We start from the raw sequence: 21,963 nt of genomic DNA on the forward strand, positions 1-21,963 counted from the left end.
GGCCGCGATGCCCGGGCGCAAGACAGGATGGTGCAATGAATAGAGCAAATGGAGAAGACGGCGCGCGACGATCGGAGAAGGCTTTCGTCGCGGCAATGGTGGCGCTCGGCGTGTTCGCGCCGACGGTGTTCATGGGGCTGCCCGCCGTGGTCGGACAGGTCGCGCAGCATTGGGCGTTTGGCGATGCGACGCTGGGCGTCGCGGTGTTTGTCGAAGTGCTCGGCATGTCGTGCGGTTCGCTGCTCGTGGCATTCGGGCTGGGACGCCAGCCGGTCCGGCACGTATTGCTTGCCGCAGCGGTGCTGGCGGCCGGCGCGAATCTCGCGACGCCTGGCGTGCACGGATTCGTGGCGTTCGCGCTGTGGCGCTGGCTGGCGGGCATCGGAGCGGGGGCGCTCAACGGCATCGCCATGCGCTACCTCTCGTACACGGGCACGCCGGAGCGCCATCTCGGCATGCTGGTGATGGGGCAGGTGTTCTGGGGCATGGCGCTGCTCGCGGTGGTGATTCCATGGCTGGGCGCTACATGGGGCGCGCCTGGCGTATTCACGTTCGTGGCGGCGCTGTCCGTGCCGTTTGCCTGCACCGCGTGGCAGTTAGGGCGCGACGAAACTTTGGCTACGCCGCAGCAAGCCATGCAAGGACACGTCGATAAAGGCGGCGCGCTGCTTTCGCTCGTTGCGCTGTTTGCGCTGTACGGCGGCGTGGGCGTGGTGTGGACCTTTCTGGAGAAGATCGGCGCCGATGCGGGCCTGAGCGGTGGATACATCTCCGGCGTCCTGGCGGTCGCCAATCTGGTGAGCCTGGCCGCCTGCGTGCTCATGCCGAGGCTCGGCGTGGGCAGCGGCCTGCGGCGCTGGACGCTGTTCAATCTCGCGGGCTGCGTGCTGGCCGCGGCGTCGCTCGCGCTGCCGCCCTCGCCGTTGTCGTTCGCGATTGGCGCCGTGGTGTTCATCGTCTGCTGGACCGGCGGCGCGCTGCTGATCTTCGCGACGATCCCTCAGTACGATTTCGTCGGCCGCTTCGCCGCGCTCTCGCCCGGCTTTCTCGCGCTCGGCTTCGGCGTGGGCTCCATCGCTGGCGGCGAATTGCTGGAGGCGTCGGGCACGCGCGCGGCGCTCGAGGTGGCCATCGCGCTGTGCGTGCTGGCGTTCGTGCTCTATGCAAAGCTGCGGCGGCTCGATGACGATGCCGCGCTCGTGCCGACCTGCGAGTGACGGGACGGCGGTGCGCCGGGCGAGTGCCAAAGAAATGGCATTCGCCCGGCGCACAGCGGTGAACGGCTTTTAGCCGCGCACCGCGTCGGTCGATGACGGCTCCCGAAACGCCGCGACAAACGCTGAATTCGCACACGTTTTCTCAAACGCCTGAATACCCCGCATCAGCATCGCGGTCGGCATCCACGGGTAGGTCAGCGCGTCCTGCAATGCGCCCAGCTTGACCGAACCCGAGTCAGCGATCGTATCCATGCGTTCGATATGGATATGCAGCCCGACGATTCTCTCCGCGCCGCCAGTCGCGCGGCCCATTCTCCAGCGATACGCGCCCTTGCCGAGCCGCAGCGTTTCGGTTTCCTTCTCGCGCATCACCACGAGCCACGGCATGATGCAGACGCCGTCCGCATCCAGGCTCGGCTCCACGCATACGTAATACGTTCGGCATCGATCGAAACGCTCGCCAAAATCGGACACCAGCGTTTTCGCAATCGCGTCCGTACCCGTCACGCTGCGCGGAAAATCGATCGAATCGGTGGCTATCGAGAACGTCAGCGTGGCTTCGGCGGCAAAGCATTGCGCGATCAGTTCGGGCCGGTTCTGGTCCTTCGCATGCAGATAGCATTCGAGCAGAGACCGTGCGGATGAGAGGGAAAGTGAGGTCATGTCGTGAATCCTGAGCGCGGACGCCCGCACGTATGCACCTTGGCGGTGCGGGAGGACCGAGGCTTTGCAGTATAATTAGCTTACAAAGGTAACCGCGCAAGCAACCGGGGAGTGTAAAGAGCATGGCGAAACAACAGGATCAGTCCGTCTTGACGGTAACCAATCCGGCCTGCCTCGTCGATGGCAGCGACCGGGAATTTCGGCATCTGATCAATGGACTGCTGCCGTTCGCGGCGCGGCTGCTGTCGATCCGCGACGGATTCGGCGCGCTGATCGGCCTGAGCGGCATTCAGTATTCGCTGCTCGTGTCGATCTCTCATTTGTCGGACGACGAGATCGTGACGGTCAACCGGCTGGCGGACCATCTGCACCTGAGCGGCGCGTTCGTCACGCTCGAAACCGGCAAGCTCAAGAAGCTCGGCCTGATCGACAAGCGCTCGGATCCCGACGACAAGCGCAAGATGCGCCTGACCGTGACCACGGCCGGATGGAAACTGCTGCGCGCGCTTGCGGAGAACCAGCAGCGCATCAACAACGTCCTCTTCGAAGGCGTGACGAAGGCGGAATTCAAGGCGCTGTGCTCGGTCGTGGACCGGCTGGTGGGCAACGGCGACCGCGCGACGCTGGACCTTTCGCATATGATCGCTCGCCAGGAAAAGCCCTGAGCGCAATTTCCGTGGCGACGGTCATTATCGATCACCATGGCGCGCCGCCTTCAATGCGCCGCCCATTGAATCGTTGCGAGGTCCACGCCTTCGAGATGCATGTCCCATAGCGGGCTCAGCGCACGAAGCTTCGCCACGGTATCGGTCACCTGCCGGATGACTTCGTCCACTTCGGCCTCGGTCGTGAAGCGGCCCATCGTGAAGCGGATCGAGCTATGCGCAAGCTCGTCGCTGCGCCCGAGCGCGCGCAGCACGTACGACGGCTCCAGCGACGCTGACGTGCACGCCGACCCCGACGATACCGCCACACCTTTGATGCCCATGATCAAGGACTCGCCCTCCACGAAGTTGAAGCTGACATTCAGGTTGTGGGGAATGCGCTGCGCGAGGTGTCCGTTGACGTAGACTTCATCCAGTTTCGTCAGGCCGGCCAGCAGCCGGTCGCGCAGCGCGCCCACTCGCGCGCTTTCCGCTTCCATCTCTTCCTTCGCAAGCCTGAACGCCTCGCCCATGCCGACGATCTGATGCGTGGGCAGCGTGCCCGAGCGCATGCCGCGCTCATGGCCGCCGCCATGCATCTGCGCCTCGATGCGCACGCGCGGCTTTCGGCGCACATAAAGCGCGCCGATGCCCTTCGGGCCATAGAGCTTGTGCGCCGTGACCGTAAGCAGATCGACGCCGAGCGAGTTCACGTCGATAACGATCTTGCCCGCGGCCTGCACCGCGTCGCAGTGAAAAACGATGCCTTTGGCACGGCACATCGCGCCGATTTCGGCAACCGGTTGAATGACGCCGGTCTCGTTGTTCACCATCATGACCGAAACGAGAATGGTGTCGTCGCGCAGCGCCGCGCGCAGCGAGTCGAGGTCGAGCAGCCCGTCCGCGCCCACGTCCAGGTACGTGACTTCAAAACCCTGCCGCTCCAGTTCGCGGCACGTGTCCAGCACCGCCTTGTGCTCGGTTTTCACCGTGACGAGATGACGGCCACGGCCCTTGTAGAAGTTTGCCGCGCCCTTGATCGCGAGATTGTTGCCTTCCGTGGCGCCCGAGGTCCAGATGATCTCGCGCGAATCGGCATGCAGCAGATCGGCAACCTGCTGGCGCGCGGTTTCGACGGCAGCTTCGGCGGTCCAGCCGTAACTGTGACTGCGCGATGCGGGATTGCCGAAATCCTCGTGAAGGAAGGGCACCATCTTCTCGACCACGCGCCGGTCGACCGGGGTGGTCGCGCTGTAGTCCATGTAGATCGGGCGTGAATCGGTCCTGGATTCCATCAATCGTGCTCCTGATGCGGTGTGTGCCATGCAACGTGCCACGCGAGGGCGAACTCGCGGGACGAAGTGTAGCGCGGCCCCTTTCCCGAACCCGCCAACATCCATCCCGCCAGTAGGGTTGTCTTTTAAACAAAGCTTTCTTGTAGTGGTAAACCATAGCTTGAGCAGCTCTTTTGTTTTGACTTTAATAATTGCTATGTAACAAAGCTAAATTAACTCGCATTGTGGCCGTGCGAAACGGATGCGCAAGGCGGCAAAGCAAGGAGAGCGAGATGGGCAGCACAACAGTACCGACCGACGGCAACGTCGACGTCCAGCGGCAGTTCCGGGCGGCTTTGTCGATGTTCGCCACGGGTGTGGCGGTCATCACCGCGCCGCGGCGCGAAGGGCATCCAATCGGCATCACGGTGGCCTCGTTCAATGCGGTGTCGCTGGATCCGCCACTGATTCTGTTCTCGGTCGACCGTCGCAGTCTGAGCCTCGCCGATCTATGCAGCGCGTCCGGTTACGCGGTCAATGTGCTCGACGAGACCCAGCAGGACATGTCGAACCGTTTCGCCAAGGCCAATGGCGACAAATGGAGCTGGCGCGACAGCGAGGCGAGCGAGCGCGACGCCGCCGTGCTCCTGCCCGACGCGCTCGCGACCTTCGAATGCGAACCCTATGCGCAATACGACGGCGGCGATCACGTGATTTTCGTGGGCCGCGTCACGCGCCATCAGGCGCGCCCCCATGGCCGTCCCCTGATTTTCTTTGGCGGGCGCTACTGCTCCCTCGACGCTGTTCAAACCGCATCGGCGTAATACCGCAGAAGAATTCACTCTGGAGAAGAACGTGATCAAGAACGGAACTCAACATATTGCATCGCTGCGCGACGGGCGCGAGGTGTTCCTCAACGGCAAGCTGGTAGGCGATGTGACAACGCATCCCGCGTTTCGCAATTCGATTCGCAGCTACGCGAATCTCTACGATTACCAGGCGCGTCCGGAAAACGTCGAGAAAATGACGTTCGCGTCCCCGGACACGGGCCGCCGCGTGAGCCGGATCTGGGAACTGCCCACGTCCTACGAGCAGCTGGTCGAACGCCGCGCCGCCCTCGAAGCCTGGACGGAACAGCATTTCGGCTTCATGGGCCGCTCGCCGGACCACGTTGCGTCCTGTATTGCCGGCATGTACATGGGCATCGACGTCTTCGAGCAAGCCGATCCAGCGCGTGCCGGCGCGCTGCGCGACTACTACAAATATGCGCGCGACAACGATCTGTTCCTGACCTATGTGATCGTCAACCCGCAGGCGAACCAGGCCCAGTCGGCGCACGAGCAGCAGGACAAGTATCTGGCTGTGGGCATCGTGGACCAGGACGCGGAAGGCATCACCGTGCGCGGAGCGAAGATGCTGGCGACGAGCGGCATCATGGCGAACGAAGTGTTCTGTAGCTGCATCCAGCCGCTGCGCGAAGGCGACGAGATGTACGCGTTGTCGTTCGTGGTGCCAATGAACGCGAAGGGCATGAAGGTAATTTCGCGCAAGTCCTATGAGGAAAACGCGACCTCGGTGTTCGACAACCCGCTCTCGAGCCGTTACGACGAAAACGACGCGGTGCTGTACTTCGACGACGTCAAGGTGCCGTGGGAGCGCATTTTCGTGGCCGGCGACGTGTCGTTGTGTGCGAAGCAGTTTCACGCCACGCCGGCGCACGTCTATCAAAACTACCAGTGCCAGGTTCGTCTGATGACGAAGCTGCGTTTCCTGGTCGGGCTCGGCCTCAAAATTTCGGAAGTGAACGGCACCAACAGCTTCCCGCAGGTACGCGAGGCGCTCGGGCAGCTTTCGGCGGAAGCGTCCATGGTCGAGGCCTATGTGTACGGCATGGAAGCAAAGGGCACCGTGGTCAACGGCTACTACGTGCCCGACCGCAACATGCTGTACAGCTCGCAGGTGCTCACGCAGCAGCTTTACTCGAAGATTCTCAACACGCTGCGCGAACTTGCGGGCGGCGGGATGATCATGCTGCCGTCCAGTATTCAGGACTTCGAAAATCCAGAACTGCTGCGCATCATCGAAAAGACCCAGAAGTCGCCGGTTTGCAGCTCCGAAGAGCGCGTCAAGTTCTTCAAGCTCGCGTGGGACGCAGTGGGCTCGGAATTCGCGTCGCGCCACAACCAGTACGAGCTGTTCTACGCCGGCGCATCGTTCGTGACCAAGGGTCACGCCTATCGCACCTATGACTGGCGCAAGGCCACGGGCCTCGTCGACGACCTGCTGTCGAGCTATTCGCTCGACCAGGAACTGGCGAGGACGCCGCGCGCGGCCTGAGCGCAACGTCGATTCAATTCACATTCCATCAAGGAGAGACACATGGCAATCAATAAGCTCCATGACGAGTTTCATGGCCTGGACATGATCAACGGCTGGCGCCTTCCCGAAGGCTACGATCCCGAATCCGGCGCGCAGGAATTGATTCTTTCCGGCGAACTCGACACGGATAACAAGCGCGGCAGCCGCACGCGCCTGCTGCGCCTGCCCGCAGGGCTCTTTACGAAGAAGCCGTTCGTGCACGACTACTGGGAAGAGGTATTCCTCGTCGAGGGCGACCTGACCGTGGGCAACGACGAGCACGGTCAGGGCGGCAAGCCCTTCAAGGGCTACACCTATGCGGTGCGCCCGCCCGGCGCGTGGCACGGCCCGTTCAAGTCGAACGACGGCTGCGTGCTGCTGGAAATCCACTACTACGATCCGGCTTGATCATGCTGCCAACGCTCGACACATTGCGAGCCCGGCTCGCGGATCGCCAGATCGATGCGGCGGAAGTGGTCGCATCGTGCGTGGCGCGAATCGAGGATAGCGCCGGCGAAGGGCGGCGCGTGTTCCCCCATGGGGCGAGTCCTTCCGCCATGGCGCAAGCCGAAGCCAGCGATGCGATGCGCCGCTTCGGCGTGGCCGGGCCGCTCGCGGGCATTCCGGTTTCGGTCAAGGACCTGTTCGACGTTCAGGGCGAAATCACGCGGGCCGGCAGCCGGGCGCTGTCCGGCGCGCCGGCTGCCCGCGACGCCGTGGCGATTGGCCGGCTGCGCGCGGCGGGGGCCATATTGGTTGGCAGAACCAACATGACCGAGTTCGCCTATTCGGGGCTTGGCATCAATCCGCACTACGGCACGCCGGCGAATCCGTTCGACCGGGCCGCGGGGCGCATTCCCGGCGGCTCGTCGTCGGGCGCGGCGGTGTCGGTCACCGACGGCATGGCCGCCGCGGGCATCGGCTCGGACACCGGCGGCTCGTGCCGGATTCCCGCTGCGCTATGCGGCGTCGCGGGCTTCAAGCCGACTGCCGCGCGTATTCCACTGCAAGGCGCGGTGCCGCTCTCGACGAGCTACGACTCGGTGGGCTCGATGGCGCCGAGCGTGGCGTGTTGCGCGGCGCTCGATTCGATCATGGCGGGGGACCTGGAGATCCAGCCCCATGAGGCGCAAGCGCTCGCCGGACTGCGCCTGGCCGTGCCGTCGGCCATCGTGATGGAAGGTCTCGATGCGCAAGTCGCGGCTGCGTTCGAGCGGGCGATTGCGCGGTTGAGCGCTGCGGGCGCAATCGTCAAGCAAGTGGCGTTCGACAGCTGGCAGCGTCTTGGCGCGCTTGGCGAGCACGGCGGCCTGGTTGCGATGGAGGCCTGGTCGTGGCACGTCGGCTTGATCAAGGAGCAGGCGGGCGAGTATGACCCGCGCGTGCTGGCGCGCATTCGCCTCGGCAGCCAGAACAGCATTGCGGAATACGTGCGCATGAAGGCGTTGCGCTCGGAACTCTGCCTGCGCGCCGACGACGAGCTTCAGCCTTACGACGCCGTGGTTTGCCCCACCGTGCCCATCGTCGCGCCGCGCATCGCCGATCTTGCTGAAGAGGCCGAATACACCGCGACGAACCGCCTGCTGCTGCGCAACCCCGCCATCGCCAACATGCTCGACCTGTGCGCCGTTTCGATCCCTTGCCACGCGCCGGGAGACGAACCGGTCGGACTCATGCTGATGGGCCGGCACATGAGCGACCGGCGCGTGCTCGCGATTGGCATGGACGTCGAGAACGTCGTGCGCCAAACCCGTTAAAGGAAGGAAGATATCGTGAAGGTCATCAAATTCAGGATCGAAGAGGGCGCGGGCCGATACACCGAGCGCGCGATCGCCATCAACCACCTGGTCATCGCCGGCTGGACCGGCCGCGACACGGTCGCCATGGAAAAGCATATTCGCGAACTCGAAGCACTCGGGGTGAAGCGCCCCGCGTATACGCCGGTCTTCTATCGCGTGGCGGCGGATCGCATCGGCGCCGCGCCTGCCATTCAGGTCACGGGCGAGGAAAGCAGCGGCGAGGCCGAGTTCGTGCTGGTGAAGGACGGCGGCGAGACCTTCGTGGGCATTGCCTCCGATCACACCGACCGCCAGGTGGAAACCTATGGGATCACGGTTTCCAAGCAGATGTGCGAGAAGCCCTGCGCGGACACGCTGTGGCGCCTGAGCGACGTGGCCGGTCATTGGGACGACCTGCTGCTGCGCTCGTATGCGACGATCGACGGCGAGCGCGTGCTGTATCAGGAAGGCAAGGTCACGGCGATGCGCAGCCCGCAAGATCTGCTCGCGCAGTTCGCGAGCCGGGGCGGCCAGTTCGAGGACGGCACCGCGATGCTGTGCGGCACGCTGGCGGCGATTGGCGGCATCCGCGCGGCGCAGGCGTTCGAGGTCGTGCTCGAAGACCCCGTGCTCGGGCGGACGCTGCGGCATGCGTATGAGGTCGAGACGCTGCCCGTGGTGGGCTGAGGCATGAGCTGACACATTCGAACGCGGAACCGGCCCGGCGATTGGACTTCATTGCACGGTAAGCGTACGCTGGGCAGCCTGTTGGCTGCATCGGCGTCACGCCTAACCGCCTTACCGTTACCGATAGGGAGTCCATCGCATGAAACCCCGCATCACCGTCATTACGCTTGGCGTCGACGATCTTGACGCTTCACTGCGCTTTTACCGCGATGGTCTGGGGTTTCCAACCGAAGGCATCGTAGGCAAGGAATTCGAGCACGGGGCCGTGGTGTTCATCGACCTCCAGCCCGGCCTCCGTCTGGCGCTCTGGCCGCGCGCGAGCATGGCCCACGACACGGGGCTGGCGGTGGGGCCGGCCAGCCCAACCGAGCTAAGCCTCGGTCACAACGTTGCTTCGAAGGCCGAAGTGGATGCCGCCATGGCACAAGCGGCTTCGGCTGGCGCGCGCATTGTCAAACCCGCGCACGACACATTTTGGGGCGGTTACGCAGGCTATTTCCAGGACCCCGATGGGCATCTCTGGGAAGTCGCCTGGAATCCGCAGTGGCTGGAATCAACTCCCTGAAGCGGCCCTTGAGCCGTTCAGCACCACACGACGCGGTCGTATGCGACCGTGCGCCGGTAGATGTTCCTGCCGAGCCAGCTCGAATATTCCATGTACGCGCAGTCGAGCACTACGATCCAGTTGGTCACGTTCATTTTGTTCCCCCATCAAACCATCGTTGTTTGAATGCAAGACTAGTCTACGGCCGCAATTCGTGGGACGAATTCATGAGCAAAGCGAGGTAAACCGCTCAGTTCTCGCAATTTGCGTTGCGTGCTCGCAACTGTGCTGTCCAGCGCATTCCTTGCCGGTCTCCTGCCATTTGACGCCGCAACTCCGGTGCCTGGGCGTTCACCCTGTTCGATCTTTCCGTTCCTCACTACCATGACCGAATCCTCGCCAAATCCGACCCCGCCCACGCCGCTCGACCGTCTCATGGAGCAAGTCCTCGCCTTCCGCGACGCGCGCGACTGGCAGCAATTTCACACGCTGCGCAACCTGATCGTGTCGACGAGCATCGAGGCCGGCGAGCTGCTCGAAACGATCCAGTGGAAGGACGACGCGCAGATCGCCGCGCTGGTGGCCGACCCGCAGGGCCGTGCGCATCTGGAGCAGGAATGCGCCGATGTATTCATCTATCTGCTGCTCGTCGCGCATACGGCCGGTTTCGACCTGGTGAAGGCCGCGGCGGACAAGGTGAGGCTGAACGAGACCCGCTATCCGGCCAACAAGGCGAGGGGCAACGCGAGAAAGCACAGCGAGCTTTGACGCGTATATTGAACACAAAGCGCAGACTCAAGCCTGCGCGTCCGCCCGAGCTTCAACGCGCGGGCGCAACCCGCTAACCGCAGCGGTCAACCCATGCCCGTCCGCATTGTTGCGCAGCACGAGTTGCAGATCGTGACGCTGCGCGATGCGCATCGCAATCGAGAGGCCGAGACCGCTGCCGGTGCCTTGCACATGGCTCGCGCGATAGAAGCGGTCGAGCACGCGGTCCAGATCCTCCTCGGGAATGCCGGGCCCGTTGTCGACGACTTCGAAGCCCAGCTGTTCGCCCGTGCGCGTGAGCACGAGATCGACCTTGCCGCCGCGCGGCGTATAGCGGATTGCGTTGTCGAGCAGATTGTTCAGCAGCGTGTTGAGCCCGTGCGGGTCGGCGGCCACGTTGCAGGCATCGCCTTCGGTCACGGGCGCGCGCATTTCGAGGCCGAGGTCGATGTCCTTTTCTTCGGCGAGCAGCGAAAAGTCGCCGATCGCCTGTTCGCCGAGCCGCCGCAGACTCACCACGGCGACGGGCAGCGCGGGCTGCGCGTCCTCGCGCGCCAGCGTGAGCAACTGCTGCACGAGCCGGATCAAGCGGTTCAGGCGGGTTTCGATGCGCCCGGTCGTGTGCGGCTCGCCGGTGAGCGTGCCGTCGCGCAGCGCGGCCTGCAATTGCAGCTTGAGCGCCGCGAGCGGCGAGCGCAGCTCGTGCGCGGCGTCGGCGACGAAGGTGCGCTGCGCCTGCGAAGCGGCGTTCAGGCGCTGCAACAGGCCGTTGAGCGCCTCCACCAGCGGGCGCAGTTCGATGGGCGCCGACCGGTCCAGTTTGATCGGCTCCAGTGCATTGTGCGAGCGCGCTGCCAGCAGCGCCGAAAGGGCGCCGACCGGAGCGAGCCCGCGCGCCACCACGAGCAGCACGAGCACGATGGCCACCGGCACGAACAGCGCGAGCGGCCAGAGCGTATGCAGCGCGAGCCGCAGCGCCAGCGTTTCGCGCACGGAGATCGGCTGGGCGACTTGCACGAAGCGCCCGGTTTGCTGCACGCCGAAAGTGCGCCAGTGCGTTTCCGACTGCTCGATCGTATGGAATCCTTCAGGATTGCGCGGCAGCGGCGCATCGTGCGAGGTGTGATAGATCGGCGTGCCGCTGGCGTCCCAGATCTCGATGAGGATGCGGTCGTCGGCAATGCCCTGCAGATCGGGCGCCGCGTGCGCCGTGTGGCCTGCGGTGAGGTTAGACGGCAGCGAGAGCGCCACGGCGCGCAGTTCGTAGTCGAACAGCTCGTTCGCCTCGTCGTGCGCGGTGTGAAAGATGCCGAAGCCCGCCACAGCCGAGCCGGCCGCGAACCCGCAGATCAGCCAGCCCAGCAGCCGGCGGCGGATCGATTTCATTCGGCCCTCTTGAGCCGATACCCCACGCCGCGCACCGTCACGATCTGGTCCGCGCCGATCTTGCGGCGCAGGCTATGCACATGCACTTCGATCGTGTTGCTGCCCACTTCCTCGCCCCAGCCGTAGAGCCGTTCTTCGAGTTCGGCCTTGGTGAACACGCGCGCGGGCTCCTCGATCAGCACGTGCAGCAGCGCGAACTCGCGCGGCACGAGCGAGACCGTTTCGCCGCCCTGGGTGACTTCGTGCGCGGCCGGGTCGAGCGCGAGGTCGCCGTGTTCGTAGACCGGCTGCTTGCGGCCCGTGCGCCGCCGCAGCAGCGCGCGGGCGCGCGCCGCGAGTTCGTCGAGATCGAAGGGCTTGACGAGGTAGTCGTCGGCGCCCGCGTCGAGCCCGCTCACGCGGTCGGTCACGCTGTCGCGCGCGGTGATGATCAGGATCGGCGCTTCGCCGCCGCGCCGGCGGTAGGAGGCCAGCACGCTCACGCCGTCCTTCTTCGGCAGGCCCAGGTCGAGCAGCACGAGGTCGTAAACGTCGTTGGCGAGCGAGAGCTCGGCCTCGCGCCCGTCCTTGGCCCAGTCGACGGCGTAGCCTTCGCGGCGCAGCGCGTCGAGCACGGGCTCGGCAATCATTTCGTCGTCTTCGACGAGCAAGAGACGCATCGTGTTGCTCCAGGTTGCTTCTTCGGCCTGCAATTGTCGCTCAGTTGCGCGCATGGCACAGCCCTCCTCGTCTCCTTATGCTTCAGCTTCCCCGTGGCGTGCCGCGCCGTGCTTGCAGGAGCGCAGCAGCGCCGGCAGCAGCACGAGCGGCATCTGCACGAGAAAAAAACACCGCGCTGAAATGCGCTCGGTGGACTGCAGCGCAGTCTGCCGGGAAAACGCTTATGTGCTGCTTAAGGGTGGGATCGGGTGCCGTATTTTGCTTCGCAGGCAAAACGTAAGGAACGCGCAATTGCCGATTTTCGATAACGCCTCGATTAATGACTGTCTAGCATGGTCCCAACACCCAATCCGGCGCCGACCGCGCGGGCCACCCAGGAGGATAAAACACCATGCAGGCAGAGTCTAAAGGCCGTGGCGCCGCGCCAGCGCTCAAGCAAACGCTCGGTACGTGGCAGCTATGGGGCATTGCCGTCGGGCTTGTGATTTCCGGCGAATACTTCGGCTGGAGCTATGGCTGGGCCACGGCCGGCACGCTCGGCTTCGTTGTCACGGCGCTGTTCGTGGCGGCGATGTATACCACCTTCATTTTTAGCTTCACCGAACTCACCACGTCGATTCCACACGCTGGCGGCCCGTTCGCGTATGCGCGCCGCGCGTTCGGCCCGGCCGGCGGCTACCTCGCGGGTGTCGCCACGCTGGTGGAGTTCGTGTTCGCGCCGCCGGCCATCGCGCTTGCCATCGGTGCGTATCTGCACGTGCAGTTTCCGGCGCTCGAGCCCAGACACGCCGCCGTGGGCGCGTATCTGGTGTTCATGGCGCTCAATATCGTGGGCGTGCAGATTGCCGCCACGTTCGAGCTCGTGGTCACGCTGTTCGCGATCTTCGAGCTGCTCGTGTTCATGGGCGTCGTGTCCCCGGGCTTCGCATGGTCGCACTTCCTCAAGGGCGGCTGGTCGGGCAACGATCATTTCTCGTTGGGCGCCGTCCATGGCATGTTCGCGGCTATTCCTTTCGCGATCTGGTTTTTCCTCGCCATCGAAGGCGTGGCCATGGCCGCCGAAGAAGCCAAGAACCCCAAGCGCTCGATTCCGATTGCCTACGTGACCGGCATTCTCACGCTGGTGGCGCTCGCGGTGGGCGTGATGGTGTTCGCGGGCGGCGCGGGCGACTGGTCGCGGCTCGCCAACATCAACGACCCGCTGCCGCAGGCCATGAAGTACATCGTGGGCGAGCACAGCGGCTGGATGCATATGCTCGTGTGGCTGGGGCTGTTCGGCCTCGTCGCATCGTTTCACGGCATCATTCTCGGGTACTCGCGCCAGATCTTCGCGCTTGCCCGCGAAGGCTATCTGCCCGCGTGGCTCGCCAAAGTGCATCCGCGCTTCAAGACGCCTTATCGCGCGATCCTGGCCGGCGGCGTGGTCGGTATCGCGGCTATCTATAGCGACGAACTCATCCAGTTCGGCGGCCAGACGCTCACCGCGAACATCGTGACGATGTCGGTGTTCGGCGCCATCGTCATGTACATCGTCAGCATGGCGGCGCTATTCAAGCTGCGCCGCACCCGGCCCAATATGGAGCGGCCGTTCCGCGCGCCGCTCTATCCGTTGTTTCCGGCCTTCGCGCTCGTTGCCGCGCTCGTATGCCTTGGCACGATGTTCTATTACAACACGCTCGTAGCCCTGATCTTCGTGGTGTTTCTCGCACTGGGCTATGCTTATTTTCTGGCGACCCGGGCACAGCGCGACGCAGCCTCGGGCGCGCATCCGGACCACGAGACGGATGCGCCGATCGAATCCCCCGGCGTGCTGCTCGAGGAATGAGCGCGAGCGATATGCAAGTCAGCAGGAGTTGAAGCGATGTCCTATACGGAGACGATCGGTCTGCGCACGTACCGTTTCGCGGACCTCAAAACCTTGCTTGCCAAGGCGAGTCCGCTGCGCAGCGGCGACCAGCTCGCGGGCGTGGCGGCGGCGAGCGAGGAGGAGCGCGTGGCAGCCAAAATGGCGCTCGCCAACGTGCCGCTCAAGATCTTCCTGAATGAGGCGCTGGTGCCTTATGAAGAAGACGAAGTGACGCGCCTGATCGTCGATACGCATGACAAGGATGCGTTCGCGCCGGTCTCGCATCTCACCGTGGGGGATTTCCGCAACTGGCTGCTCTCGCCCGGGGCGGACAGCGCCACGCTCGAGCGCGTGGGGCCGGGCATCACGCCGGAGATGGCGGCGGCGGTCTCGAAGCTCATGCGCAACCAGGACCTTATCGCGGTGGCGAAAAAGCGCCCCGTGGTCACGCGCTTTCGCAACACGGTGGGGCTGCCCGGACGCATGTCGGTGCGCTTGCAGCCGAATCATCCCACCGACGACGTGAAAGGCATCGCCGCCTCGATGCTCGACGGCCTCATGTACGGCTGCGGCGACGCGATGATCGGCATTAATCCGGCCACCGACAGCCTGGCAGCCATCGTCAAGCTGCTCACGATGATCGACGGCTTTCGCGAGCGTTATCGCGTACCGACGCAAGCGTGCGTGCTCACGCACGTCACCAACACGATTGCGGCCGTCGAGAAAGGCGCGCCCGTCGACCTCGTGTTCCAGTCGATCGCAGGTACGGAGAAGGCCAACGCGAGTTTCGGCATCTCGCTCGCGCTGCTGGGCGAGGCGCGCGAGGCTGCCCTCTCGCTCAAGCGCGGCACCGTGGGCAACAACCTCATGTACTTCGAGACGGGACAGGGCAGCGCGCTTTCGGCCAATGCGCATCATGGCGTCGATCAGCAGACCTGCGAGGTGCGCGCCTATGCCGTCGCGCGCCGCTTCGAGCCGTTCCTCGTTAATACCGTGGTGGGCTTCATCGGGCCGGAATATCTCTACGACGGCAAGCAGATCATTCGCGCGGGTCTGGAAGATCATTTCTGCGGCAAGTTATTAGGTGTGCCGATGGGTTGTGACATCTGCTACACGAATCACGCCGAAGCCGACCAGGACGACATGGACACGCTGCTCACGTTGCTGGGCGCGGCGGGCATCAACTTCATCATGGGCATTCCGGGCGCCGACGACGTGATGCTCAACTACCAGAGCACCTCGTTTCACGACGCGCTGTACGTGCGCGACTTGCTGGGCCTGCGGCGCGCGCCAGAGTTCGAGGAGTGGCTGGAGACGATGGAGATTGCCGACGCGAAAGGCGCGCTGCTGCCTGCCTCGCCACGCGTGCCGCTGCTCGCGGGCGTGGATGAATGGATGGGAAGCGGGATGGGAGTGGGCACATGAGCGACGCCGTCGAAAAAAATCCTTGGGCCGGCCTGAAGGCGTTCACGAATGCGCGCATCGCGCTGGGCCGCGCGGGCAACGGCCTGCCGACTGCGCCGCTGCTCGCGTTCAATCTCTCGCATGCGCAGGCGCGCGACGCCGTGCATCAGCCGCTCGACGCCGAGGCGTTGCTGCGCGAACTGGAAGAGTCGGGCTTCACGGCGCTCGCGGCACAGAGCGCCGCGCCGGACCGCGATCATTACCTGCGTCGCCCCGACCTCGGGCGGCGGCTCTCGGACGAGAGCCGTGCGGCGCTGGGCGATGCGGGTCGCGCAATCCGCGAGGGTAACGAGAGCAATGCGGGCCCCGACATTGTGTTCGTGGTGGGTGACGGTCTGTCCGCGTTTGCCGCCGCAAAGCAGGCCTTGCCGCTTCTGCAAGCTGTGCGCGAGCGGCTGAAGGCAGACGCCGCGGCGGGCCACGGCTGGCGCGTCGGGCCTGTGGTGGTGGCGCGCCAGGCGCGCGTCGCGCTCGGCGACGAGATCGGCGAACTTCTGGGCGCGAAGCTTGTGGCGATGCTCATCGGCGAACGGCCAGGCCTGAGTTCGCCCGATAGCCTGGGCGTGTATTTGACCTGGGCGCCGAAGGTGGGCTGCCATGATGCGATGCGCAACTGCATCTCGAACGTGCGGCCCGAGGGCCTTCCCTACGATGGTGCCGCGCACAAGCTGCACTATCTGCTCACGCACGCGCGGCGGCTCGGACTTACTGGGGTGGGCCTCAAGGACGATAGCGATGCGCTCCTGCCCGAGGAGCGGCAGAAAATGGGGCGGATTGCGTCTTCCCACGACGCTGTATAAAGCCAATATGGCAAGCTCCTGCGATCCATGATTTCATGGCGTAATGCGCCGTGCGTCGCGCGCACAGGTTCGCACCCCTCATTTGCGCCACAATCGCGCGTCGACCAATGGTTGTACCGCATGGGTGGGAGCGCGGGGCTGCACCGATAGTGCGCAATTGTTGAACACCGAAGCGAGCGCAGTGCGCCACGGTTGCACACCCGTTGCGCACCCTCCGCACGACGCGGAACGCGCAATATGCCGCACGCGCGTGCCATGAGCCTCCTCGCATGGCTGCGCGACATGGCACGGATTTTGCGTCTCCTGCGCCGATCGTTTCGATAGACTGGTTGCACAAGGAGGCACTCCATGGAGCACACGGCCAAGCCGTTCGAGCAGACGGCCGAAGACACGCACCTTGGCGCGCAGGGTGCACACGCGCTGGCCGGACGCGCGGTGGTGAGCGTCGCACACGATGCCGATGAACAGGCTCGCAACCTGGTCGGCTGGCGGCAGACCTACGATCAGCTTGCGGCAGGGAGCTTTGTCGGCACGCTCACCGAGATTTCGCTCGACACCATGAAGATCTTCTGCGAAACCACGAGCCACACGCTGCGCCAGGCGTGCGAGGTGCGCGGCGACGCGTACTGGTTCGGCATTCCCGCCGCGCGCGACCAGCAGGCGCGCATCGACACTCAGCCGTTTGGCGCCCAGACCTTTGCGGTGCGGCCAGGCAACGTCGAATTCGAGTTGCTCACGCCCGCGCAGTTTTCGATTTACGGTGTGGTGGTGCGCGCAGAAGTGCTGCGCCACTATGCCGAGACCGTCGAGCGCATGCCGCTCGACGCATGGCAGCCGGATATGCCCATCGTGCAGGCAGGTGCGGGGCGCCTCGCGTATCTGTGTGGGTTGCTGGCGCAGCGCCTGAACGATGCGGACGATGCGGCGGACGGCGTGGGCCGGCGGGCTCCTGCGCCGCTCACGGACTTCGAGCGCAACGATCTGCAGGCCGAGTTGCTGGCGGCGCTGTTCGACGCTTGCGTGGCTGATGGAGCCGAGACGGCGGAGCCGGGCGTCGATCAAGCCTCGCGGCGCCGCTGGATCGTTGCGCAGGCACGCGACTACGTGCTCGTGCATCGCTCGCGCCCGGTGGGTGTGCCGGAACTTTGCGAGCAATTGCACGTGAGCCGCCGCACCTTGCAGTACTGCTTCCAGGACGTGCTGGGGATGGCTCCCGCGACCTATCTGCGCGCGCTGCGGTTGAACGGCGCGCGCCGCGACCTGTGCGGGCGCGCGGCTGGATCGGTGCAGGACGTGGCCGCCGCTTGGGGCTTCGGGCATTTGAGCCAGTTCGCGGCGGATTATCGGCGCATGTTCGGCATGCGGCCTTCGGAGGCGTTGCGAGCCATGTGAGCACTGCCGGTGCCTCCGCGTAACGCGTGGTGCCCTGCGCGTCAGGCGCTTCGACGGCGTTATGCCCGCTCGCAGCCCACGCGCGATTTCATTCGGATGCCTGATGATTGGCCGGACGGGCCACGAACTTGCCTGGACTCGTGCCCGTGAGCCGGCGAAACATGGCGATGAACGCCGACGAAGTCGCATAACCGAGATCGAGCGCCACCGATTCCACACTGCGCCCCGCTTGCAGCAGCGGCAACGCGCTCACGAGACGCAGGCGCGCGCGCCACTCGGTCAGCGACATCCCCAGTTCGCGCTGCGCGTGGCGCATCAGCGTGCGCTCGCTCATATGGAACGCAGTGGCGAGTTCGGCGAGCGGGCGGTTGTCGGCGGGATTGCCATGGAAGACTTGCAGCACGGCGTTCAACTCGGGGTTGTCCGCGTGCGGGAGGTAGCTGCCGGTGGTGGCGCAGGTCGAGAGCAGGTCCACCAGCACGCGCAAGAGGCGTGCGCGCGCAGGCGACTCGCTGCCGTCGTGTCCGGCCGGCGGCAGCGCGCGCAAATGGTCGAGCATGCTGCGCACGAGCGGCGAGACCATCATCGCGCAGGTGTGCGCCGGCATCGCGCCGCACAGCTCGCGGCTGATGTAGACCGAGCAGTGCACGGTCTCCGCATGATTGAAGCCCACGTGCTCGGTGCCGGGCGCAATCCACAGGCCCATGTGCGGCGGTGCGAGGAAGTATTCCTCGCCGGCCGTGACTTCGGTGATGCCGCTGAACGAATAGACGAACTCGCCCCACGGATGCCGCATCGTGGGATAGCGCGCGTGCGATGGCAGGTGCTCGGTGCGGAAATAGACCGGCACGGGCAGCGTGTCCGCGAACGGCGGCGGGCTCACGTGCTGCAGCACTTTGCGTGCGCTCGTGGCGGCCGGAGGGCGGGATTTCGGCATGGCGTGAACGGGCGCGCCGTTACGCGCTGGGCAGCGTTCTGCGCAAGGCCGCGAAAAACAGCTCCGATTGCAGTCGCTCGCCTTGCACCTGGCTCGCGACTCGTTGCGCGAGATCGGCGGCCACGGGCCGCAGCGCACGCCCGGTCGAGCGCGCGAGCACCTGCGCCGCGCATGCACGCTCCAGGTAGTAGAGATCGTCGAACGCGTAATCGATGCGCTCGCCGCATACCACCACGCCATGATTGCCGAGAAAGCCGATGTCCTTGCCGGCCAGCGCGTGCGCGATGCGCTCGCCTTCCTCGGGGCCGAGCGCGAGACCGTTGTATTCGCGATCGAGCGCGATGCGGCCGTGGTAGCGCATGGCGTTCTGCGAGAGGGTTGTGTCGAGCCCGCAGTCCTCGGTCAGCGTGAGCGCCGTGGCATAGGGCATATGAGTGTGCAGAACGCAGGTCTTGCCAGCGATGCCATGGATCGCGGCGTGGATGAACATGGCCGTTGGCTCCACTTCGTGCCGGCCCGCGACCACGGCGCCGGCCTCATCCACGATCACGATGTCGTCGCCGCCGACCTCGCTCCACATCAGGCCGCGCGGGTTCAGCAGGAAGAGCCCGTGTTCGCCGGGAAGCGCGACGCTGAAGTGATTGCAGACGCCTTCGCCGAGACCGTAATGCGCGGCTGCGCGCAGTGCAAGCGCGAGATCCGCGCGCAGCTTTTCGACGCCCGGGTCGTGAAATATGGCCGGAAACTCGTTCACCGTTCGATCTCCTGTTTCAGGCCGGGCGTTTTCAATTTTCGTGACGCGTCGCTTGCGTGCCCGGCGGGCTCCAGTTTCCCGGCTCGCGGCGGCGATGTCCAGCCCATCCGGGGAGATTATTCGATCGGGCAGCCGCAGGCGCCTTCAGTGGACGCGCGTGGAAGCGTGCTGAGCGTGAGCCTGCTTCTGGCGCTGCTGATGGCGCTGGTTCAGCCACGACGCCACCACCACGCAAATCGCCAGCGCGCCCGTTGCCGCGGCCTCGGTCCGGTGATCTTCGCCCATCAGCATCACGACCAGCACGCCGCAGATAAACGCAATCACCACCCACGTCAGCCAAGGAAAACACCACATCTTCAGCTGAAGGTCGTCCTTGACCATGTTTAGTTTTCCGCGCATCCGCAACTGCGAAACGGCAATGACGAGATAAACGAGCAGCGCGATGGCGCCCGACGTCGCCAGCAAAAAGCTGAATACGCGCTCGGGCACGAGGTAGTTCGCGACCACCGTGAGAAAGCCGAACGCGGTGGAGGCGAGCACCGCCGCACGCGGCGTGCCCGCATTGTCGGTCGTGCGCAGCAGGGGCGGCGCGTCGCTGCGCACCGAGAGCGAAAAGAGCATGCGCGAAGCGGTGTAAAGCGCAGAGTTCAGGCAGCTCGCCACGGCCAGCAGCACGACCATATCGATGATGGCCTTCGCGTGCGGCACGCCGATCAGTTCCATCGCGCGCTGATATGAGCCCTGCGAAGTCAGGCCGGGATCGGTCCACGGCACGATGGCGGTGACGACGAAGATCGAGCCGAAATAGAACAGCGAGATGCGCCAGATGACCGAGCGGGTGGCGCGCACGATCTGCTGGCGCGGGTTGCGCGATTCGGCTGCGGCGATGGTGACGATTTCCGTGCCCATGAACGAGAACATGGTGGTGAGCATGGCCGCGAGAACCGCGCCGATCCCGTTGGGCATGAAGCCGCCGTTATCGACGAGCCGCGAAGCGCCAGACACGCCCGAATGCGGCAGCACGCCGAAGATCGCCGCGCCGCCGATGCAGAGAAACACGATAATGGCGACCACCTTGACCAGCGCGAACCAGAACTCGAATTCGCCGTAGTTCTTGACCGAGAGAAGATTCGTGACGGTCAGGATGAAGGTGATCCCGAGAGCATAGACCCACGTTGCAATCGAGGGAAACCATGCGTTGAGGATGGTGGCGGCGGCCGTGGCTTCGATGGGGATGACAAGCACCCAGAACCACCAGTACAGCCAGCCGATCGTGAAGCCGGCCCAGTGGCCGATGGCCTGGTCGGCGTAGGTGGAGAACGAGCCGCTGTCGGGTTGCGCCGTGGCCATTTCGCCCAGCATTCTCATGACAAGCACGACGAGCACGCCGGTGAAGATGTAGGCAAGCAGTGCGGCCGGACCGGCCTCCGCAATCGCGTGGCCCGAGCCCACGAACAACCCCGCGCCAATCACGCCGCCGATCGACATCATCGTGACGTGCCGCTGCTTGAGTCCATTGCTTAATTTAGCGTCGTTCGATACCTGCATGTTGTCTCCAAAGTCAACCACTTGAGTCCAATACGGCGCGCAGAGTCTCGTTTGTCGATGAATGGGCGTCAAGGGCCAATCCATGCGCACTTGATAACGGCGTGATTCGGCATAAAGAATTTGCCGGGATCCCGCTTTTTCCCGGCGATTGAGGGATGAAATTCGATAGCGCGAGCGCGCAGCGGGGACATCACCCGCATAGGTGCTAATAAATTTGGAATGCAAACTATTTGGAGCGGGCCGCGCGAATCCATGCGATGACGTCTTCGGCGCGCTCGCCCAAGCTCGCCACCATGATGGCCGGCGCGAAAATGGCGGCGCACTGACGGTCGGTCAGACGCTGGGCGAGTCGGCGGTGGGGTCCATGCCGGGATATTGGCGCTCATTCCCCACTCAGCCCGAATCCGCCAGACGGCGAAATCTCTTTTTTGAAAGACTGGATCCAAAAATCCAGCTGGGGTAATCTCCTTGACATCGCACAACCGGACGCGGCGTCATGCCGCATTGCACCATGCATGCCACCAACGTTCGCAGCACTGCCGGTCTGGCGTTATCCGCCGAGGAGGAGGCCTATCGTTTCTTGCTGGAGGCGATCATCGAAGGCCGCTATGCGGCGGGCCAGCGCATCGTCGCGGAGACCGTGGCCGAAGCGCTTTCGATGAGCCGCATGCCCGTGCGCGCCGCGCTGCGACGCCTGCACAGCGAGGGGCTGGTGATCCAGCGGCCGAACCGCGGCGCGATCGTTCGCGGTCTTTCCGTCGACGAGATCCAGGACATCTTCGACATGCGCATCGCGCTCGAGGGGCTCGCGATGCGCGTGGCCGCGCCGCGCTGCACCGAAGCGCACCTCGCGAAACTCGAACGCCTGCTTGAAGACATGGACGCCTGCGTCGGCGACACCGACACATGGGTGCAGCGCCACTGCGCTTTTCACGAATACCTGTGCGAAATCAGCGGCCGCACTCGCCTGTATCAGCAGATTCTCTCGCTCTATACGCTGATCGAAGGCCCCATGCGCCTGTGGATCGAGCAGGCGACCTTCAGGCGCAAGCGCGCGCGCGACGCCCACCAGATCCTGATCGACGCGCTGCGCACGCGCGACCCCGCGCAGGCCGAGCAGGCGCTGCGCGCGCACATCGAATCGACGGTGCCGCAGATCATCGCATTCCTCGAATCGCCGCCGTCGCGGGAATGACGCGCTGGTTTGCCCATTTTGTCGTTGTGCCCCACTCGTTGTGTTTCA

21 protein-coding genes are annotated in these 21,963 nt (G+C 64.7%); 14 read left to right on the top strand and 7 right to left on the bottom strand.

The window, feature by feature from the left end:
• The first annotated feature begins 35 nt into the window (after positions 1 to 35).
• Positions 36 to 1,217, top strand: coding sequence for an MFS transporter (locus tag NH14_RS18675; RefSeq protein WP_035524248.1), 1,182 nt, complete (start codon positions 36 to 38; stop codon positions 1,215 to 1,217).
• Between the two features lie 69 nt (positions 1,218 to 1,286).
• Here NH14_RS18675 and NH14_RS18680 read toward each other — a convergent pair whose 3' ends face one another.
• Positions 1,287 to 1,880, bottom strand: coding sequence for a nuclear transport factor 2 family protein (locus tag NH14_RS18680; RefSeq protein WP_035524251.1), 594 nt, complete (start codon positions 1,878 to 1,880; stop codon positions 1,287 to 1,289).
• 122 nt (positions 1,881 to 2,002) lie between these two features.
• Here NH14_RS18680 and NH14_RS18685 point away from each other — a divergent pair, with 122 nt between their 5' ends.
• Positions 2,003 to 2,545: a MarR family winged helix-turn-helix transcriptional regulator gene (locus tag NH14_RS18685; RefSeq protein ID WP_035524254.1), complete on the top strand. Its 543-nt coding sequence runs from the start codon at positions 2,003 to 2,005 to the stop codon at positions 2,543 to 2,545.
• A 50-nt stretch (positions 2,546 to 2,595) separates the two neighbouring features.
• Here the strand turns inward: NH14_RS18685 and NH14_RS18690 are convergent, their stop codons facing one another.
• Positions 2,596 to 3,819, bottom strand: a complete 1,224-nt coding sequence (locus NH14_RS18690) for an IscS subfamily cysteine desulfurase (RefSeq protein ID WP_035524257.1) — start codon at positions 3,817 to 3,819, stop codon at positions 2,596 to 2,598.
• A 272-nt stretch (positions 3,820 to 4,091) separates the two neighbouring features.
• Here NH14_RS18690 and NH14_RS18695 point away from each other — a divergent pair, with 272 nt between their 5' ends.
• From NH14_RS18695 to NH14_RS18725, 7 genes are all read left to right on the top strand, one after another.
• On the top strand, positions 4,092 to 4,622 hold the full coding sequence (locus NH14_RS18695) for a flavin reductase family protein (protein WP_035524260.1): 531 nt from the start codon (positions 4,092 to 4,094) through the stop codon (positions 4,620 to 4,622).
• Between the two features lie 31 nt (positions 4,623 to 4,653).
• Entirely contained in the window at positions 4,654 to 6,135 is a 1,482-nt protein-coding gene (locus tag NH14_RS18700) for a 4-hydroxyphenylacetate 3-hydroxylase family protein (RefSeq protein ID WP_035524263.1), read from the top strand.
• 42 nt (positions 6,136 to 6,177) lie between these two features.
• The gene (locus NH14_RS18705) at positions 6,178 to 6,564 is read left to right on the top strand and encodes a cupin domain-containing protein (protein ID WP_035524267.1); all 387 of its coding nucleotides are present in this window, start codon (positions 6,178 to 6,180) and stop codon (positions 6,562 to 6,564) included.
• Positions 6,565 to 6,566: 2 nt separating this feature from the next.
• On the top strand, positions 6,567 to 7,913 hold the full coding sequence (locus NH14_RS18710) for an amidase (protein ID WP_035524270.1): 1,347 nt from the start codon (positions 6,567 to 6,569) through the stop codon (positions 7,911 to 7,913).
• Positions 7,914 to 7,928: 15 nt separating this feature from the next.
• A complete protein-coding gene (locus NH14_RS18715) occupies positions 7,929 to 8,621 on the top strand; it encodes a DUF2848 domain-containing protein (protein WP_035524273.1) in 693 nt (230 codons plus the stop codon).
• 139 nt (positions 8,622 to 8,760) lie between these two features.
• Entirely contained in the window at positions 8,761 to 9,186 is a 426-nt protein-coding gene (locus NH14_RS18720) for a VOC family protein (protein ID WP_035524276.1), read from the top strand.
• A gap of 414 nt (positions 9,187 to 9,600) precedes the next feature.
• A complete protein-coding gene (locus NH14_RS18725; RefSeq protein WP_035524938.1) occupies positions 9,601 to 9,933 on the top strand; it encodes a nucleotide pyrophosphohydrolase in 333 nt (110 codons plus the stop codon).
• A gap of 27 nt (positions 9,934 to 9,960) precedes the next feature.
• Here the strand turns inward: NH14_RS18725 and NH14_RS18730 are convergent, their stop codons facing one another.
• Positions 9,961 to 11,319, bottom strand: a complete 1,359-nt coding sequence (locus tag NH14_RS18730) for an ATP-binding protein (RefSeq protein ID WP_035524278.1) — start codon at positions 11,317 to 11,319, stop codon at positions 9,961 to 9,963.
• Complete coding sequence (locus tag NH14_RS18735) at positions 11,316 to 11,978, bottom strand: response regulator (protein WP_035524940.1); 663 nt, start codon at positions 11,976 to 11,978, stop codon at positions 11,316 to 11,318. Before NH14_RS18735 ends, NH14_RS18730 begins: the two co-directional genes overlap by 4 nt.
• Before the next feature lie 392 nt (positions 11,979 to 12,370).
• Between NH14_RS18735 and eat the strand changes: the two genes are divergently transcribed.
• The 4 genes from eat to NH14_RS18755 all read left to right on the top strand — a co-directional run bounded on the left by eat (position 12,371) and on the right by NH14_RS18755 (position 17,481).
• Entirely contained in the window at positions 12,371 to 13,804 is a 1,434-nt protein-coding gene (eat, locus tag NH14_RS18740; RefSeq protein ID WP_052147908.1) for an ethanolamine permease, read from the top strand.
• Positions 13,805 to 13,840: 36 nt separating this feature from the next.
• Positions 13,841 to 15,250, top strand: coding sequence for an ethanolamine ammonia-lyase subunit EutB (locus NH14_RS18745; RefSeq protein ID WP_035524282.1), 1,410 nt, complete (start codon positions 13,841 to 13,843; stop codon positions 15,248 to 15,250).
• Entirely contained in the window at positions 15,247 to 16,089 is an 843-nt protein-coding gene (eutC, locus tag NH14_RS18750) for an ethanolamine ammonia-lyase subunit EutC (RefSeq protein ID WP_035524285.1), read from the top strand. The genes NH14_RS18745 and eutC overlap by 4 nt, the downstream gene beginning before the upstream one ends.
• A gap of 348 nt (positions 16,090 to 16,437) precedes the next feature.
• Entirely contained in the window at positions 16,438 to 17,481 is a 1,044-nt protein-coding gene (locus tag NH14_RS18755; RefSeq protein ID WP_035524288.1) for a helix-turn-helix domain-containing protein, read from the top strand.
• 88 nt (positions 17,482 to 17,569) lie between these two features.
• On the opposite strand, the gene NH14_RS18760 is transcribed toward NH14_RS18755, so the two are convergent.
• The 3 genes from NH14_RS18760 to gabP form a co-directional block, all read right to left on the bottom strand.
• Positions 17,570 to 18,418, bottom strand: a complete 849-nt coding sequence (locus NH14_RS18760; RefSeq protein WP_084225250.1) for an AraC family transcriptional regulator — start codon at positions 18,416 to 18,418, stop codon at positions 17,570 to 17,572.
• 19 nt (positions 18,419 to 18,437) lie between these two features.
• Positions 18,438 to 19,172, bottom strand: coding sequence for an aldolase (locus NH14_RS18765; RefSeq protein ID WP_035524294.1), 735 nt, complete (start codon positions 19,170 to 19,172; stop codon positions 18,438 to 18,440).
• Positions 19,173 to 19,316: 144 nt separating this feature from the next.
• A complete protein-coding gene (gabP, locus tag NH14_RS18770) occupies positions 19,317 to 20,720 on the bottom strand; it encodes a GABA permease (RefSeq protein ID WP_035524296.1) in 1,404 nt (467 codons plus the stop codon).
• Positions 20,721 to 21,231: 511 nt separating this feature from the next.
• Here gabP and NH14_RS18775 point away from each other — a divergent pair.
• The gene (locus NH14_RS18775; protein WP_052147948.1) at positions 21,232 to 21,915 is read left to right on the top strand and encodes a GntR family transcriptional regulator; all 684 of its coding nucleotides are present in this window, start codon (positions 21,232 to 21,234) and stop codon (positions 21,913 to 21,915) included.
• Positions 21,916 to 21,963: the final 48 nt, after the last annotated feature.

It is taken from the genome of Paraburkholderia sacchari (genome assembly GCF_000785435.2).
GTDB classification, from domain to species: domain Bacteria; phylum Pseudomonadota; class Gammaproteobacteria; order Burkholderiales; family Burkholderiaceae; genus Paraburkholderia; species Paraburkholderia sacchari.

Coding starts and splice junctions, on each gene's coding strand:
- NH14_RS18675 (WP_035524248.1), top strand. CDS start 36: ATGAATAGAGCAAATGGAGAAGACGGCGCGCGACGATCGGAGAAGGCT.
- NH14_RS18705 (WP_035524267.1), top strand. CDS start 6,178: ATGGCAATCAATAAGCTCCATGACGAGTTTCATGGCCTGGACATGATC.
- NH14_RS18775 (WP_052147948.1), top strand. CDS start 21,232: ATGCATGCCACCAACGTTCGCAGCACTGCCGGTCTGGCGTTATCCGCC.
- eat (WP_052147908.1), top strand. CDS start 12,371: ATGCAGGCAGAGTCTAAAGGCCGTGGCGCCGCGCCAGCGCTCAAGCAA.
- NH14_RS18695 (WP_035524260.1), top strand. CDS start 4,092: ATGGGCAGCACAACAGTACCGACCGACGGCAACGTCGACGTCCAGCGG.
- eutC (WP_035524285.1), top strand. CDS start 15,247: ATGAGCGACGCCGTCGAAAAAAATCCTTGGGCCGGCCTGAAGGCGTTC.
- NH14_RS18690 (WP_035524257.1), bottom strand. CDS start 3,819: ATGGAATCCAGGACCGATTCACGCCCGATCTACATGGACTACAGCGCG.
- NH14_RS18725 (WP_035524938.1), top strand. CDS start 9,601: ATGGAGCAAGTCCTCGCCTTCCGCGACGCGCGCGACTGGCAGCAATTT.
- NH14_RS18685 (WP_035524254.1), top strand. CDS start 2,003: ATGGCGAAACAACAGGATCAGTCCGTCTTGACGGTAACCAATCCGGCC.
- NH14_RS18720 (WP_035524276.1), top strand. CDS start 8,761: ATGAAACCCCGCATCACCGTCATTACGCTTGGCGTCGACGATCTTGAC.
- NH14_RS18760 (WP_084225250.1), bottom strand. CDS start 18,418: ATGCCGAAATCCCGCCCTCCGGCCGCCACGAGCGCACGCAAAGTGCTG.
- gabP (WP_035524296.1), bottom strand. CDS start 20,720: ATGCAGGTATCGAACGACGCTAAATTAAGCAATGGACTCAAGCAGCGG.
- NH14_RS18755 (WP_035524288.1), top strand. CDS start 16,438: ATGGAGCACACGGCCAAGCCGTTCGAGCAGACGGCCGAAGACACGCAC.
- NH14_RS18735 (WP_035524940.1), bottom strand. CDS start 11,978: ATGCGTCTCTTGCTCGTCGAAGACGACGAAATGATTGCCGAGCCCGTG.
- NH14_RS18745 (WP_035524282.1), top strand. CDS start 13,841: ATGTCCTATACGGAGACGATCGGTCTGCGCACGTACCGTTTCGCGGAC.
- NH14_RS18680 (WP_035524251.1), bottom strand. CDS start 1,880: ATGACCTCACTTTCCCTCTCATCCGCACGGTCTCTGCTCGAATGCTAT.
- NH14_RS18710 (WP_035524270.1), top strand. CDS start 6,567: ATGCTGCCAACGCTCGACACATTGCGAGCCCGGCTCGCGGATCGCCAG.
- NH14_RS18730 (WP_035524278.1), bottom strand. CDS start 11,319: ATGAAATCGATCCGCCGCCGGCTGCTGGGCTGGCTGATCTGCGGGTTC.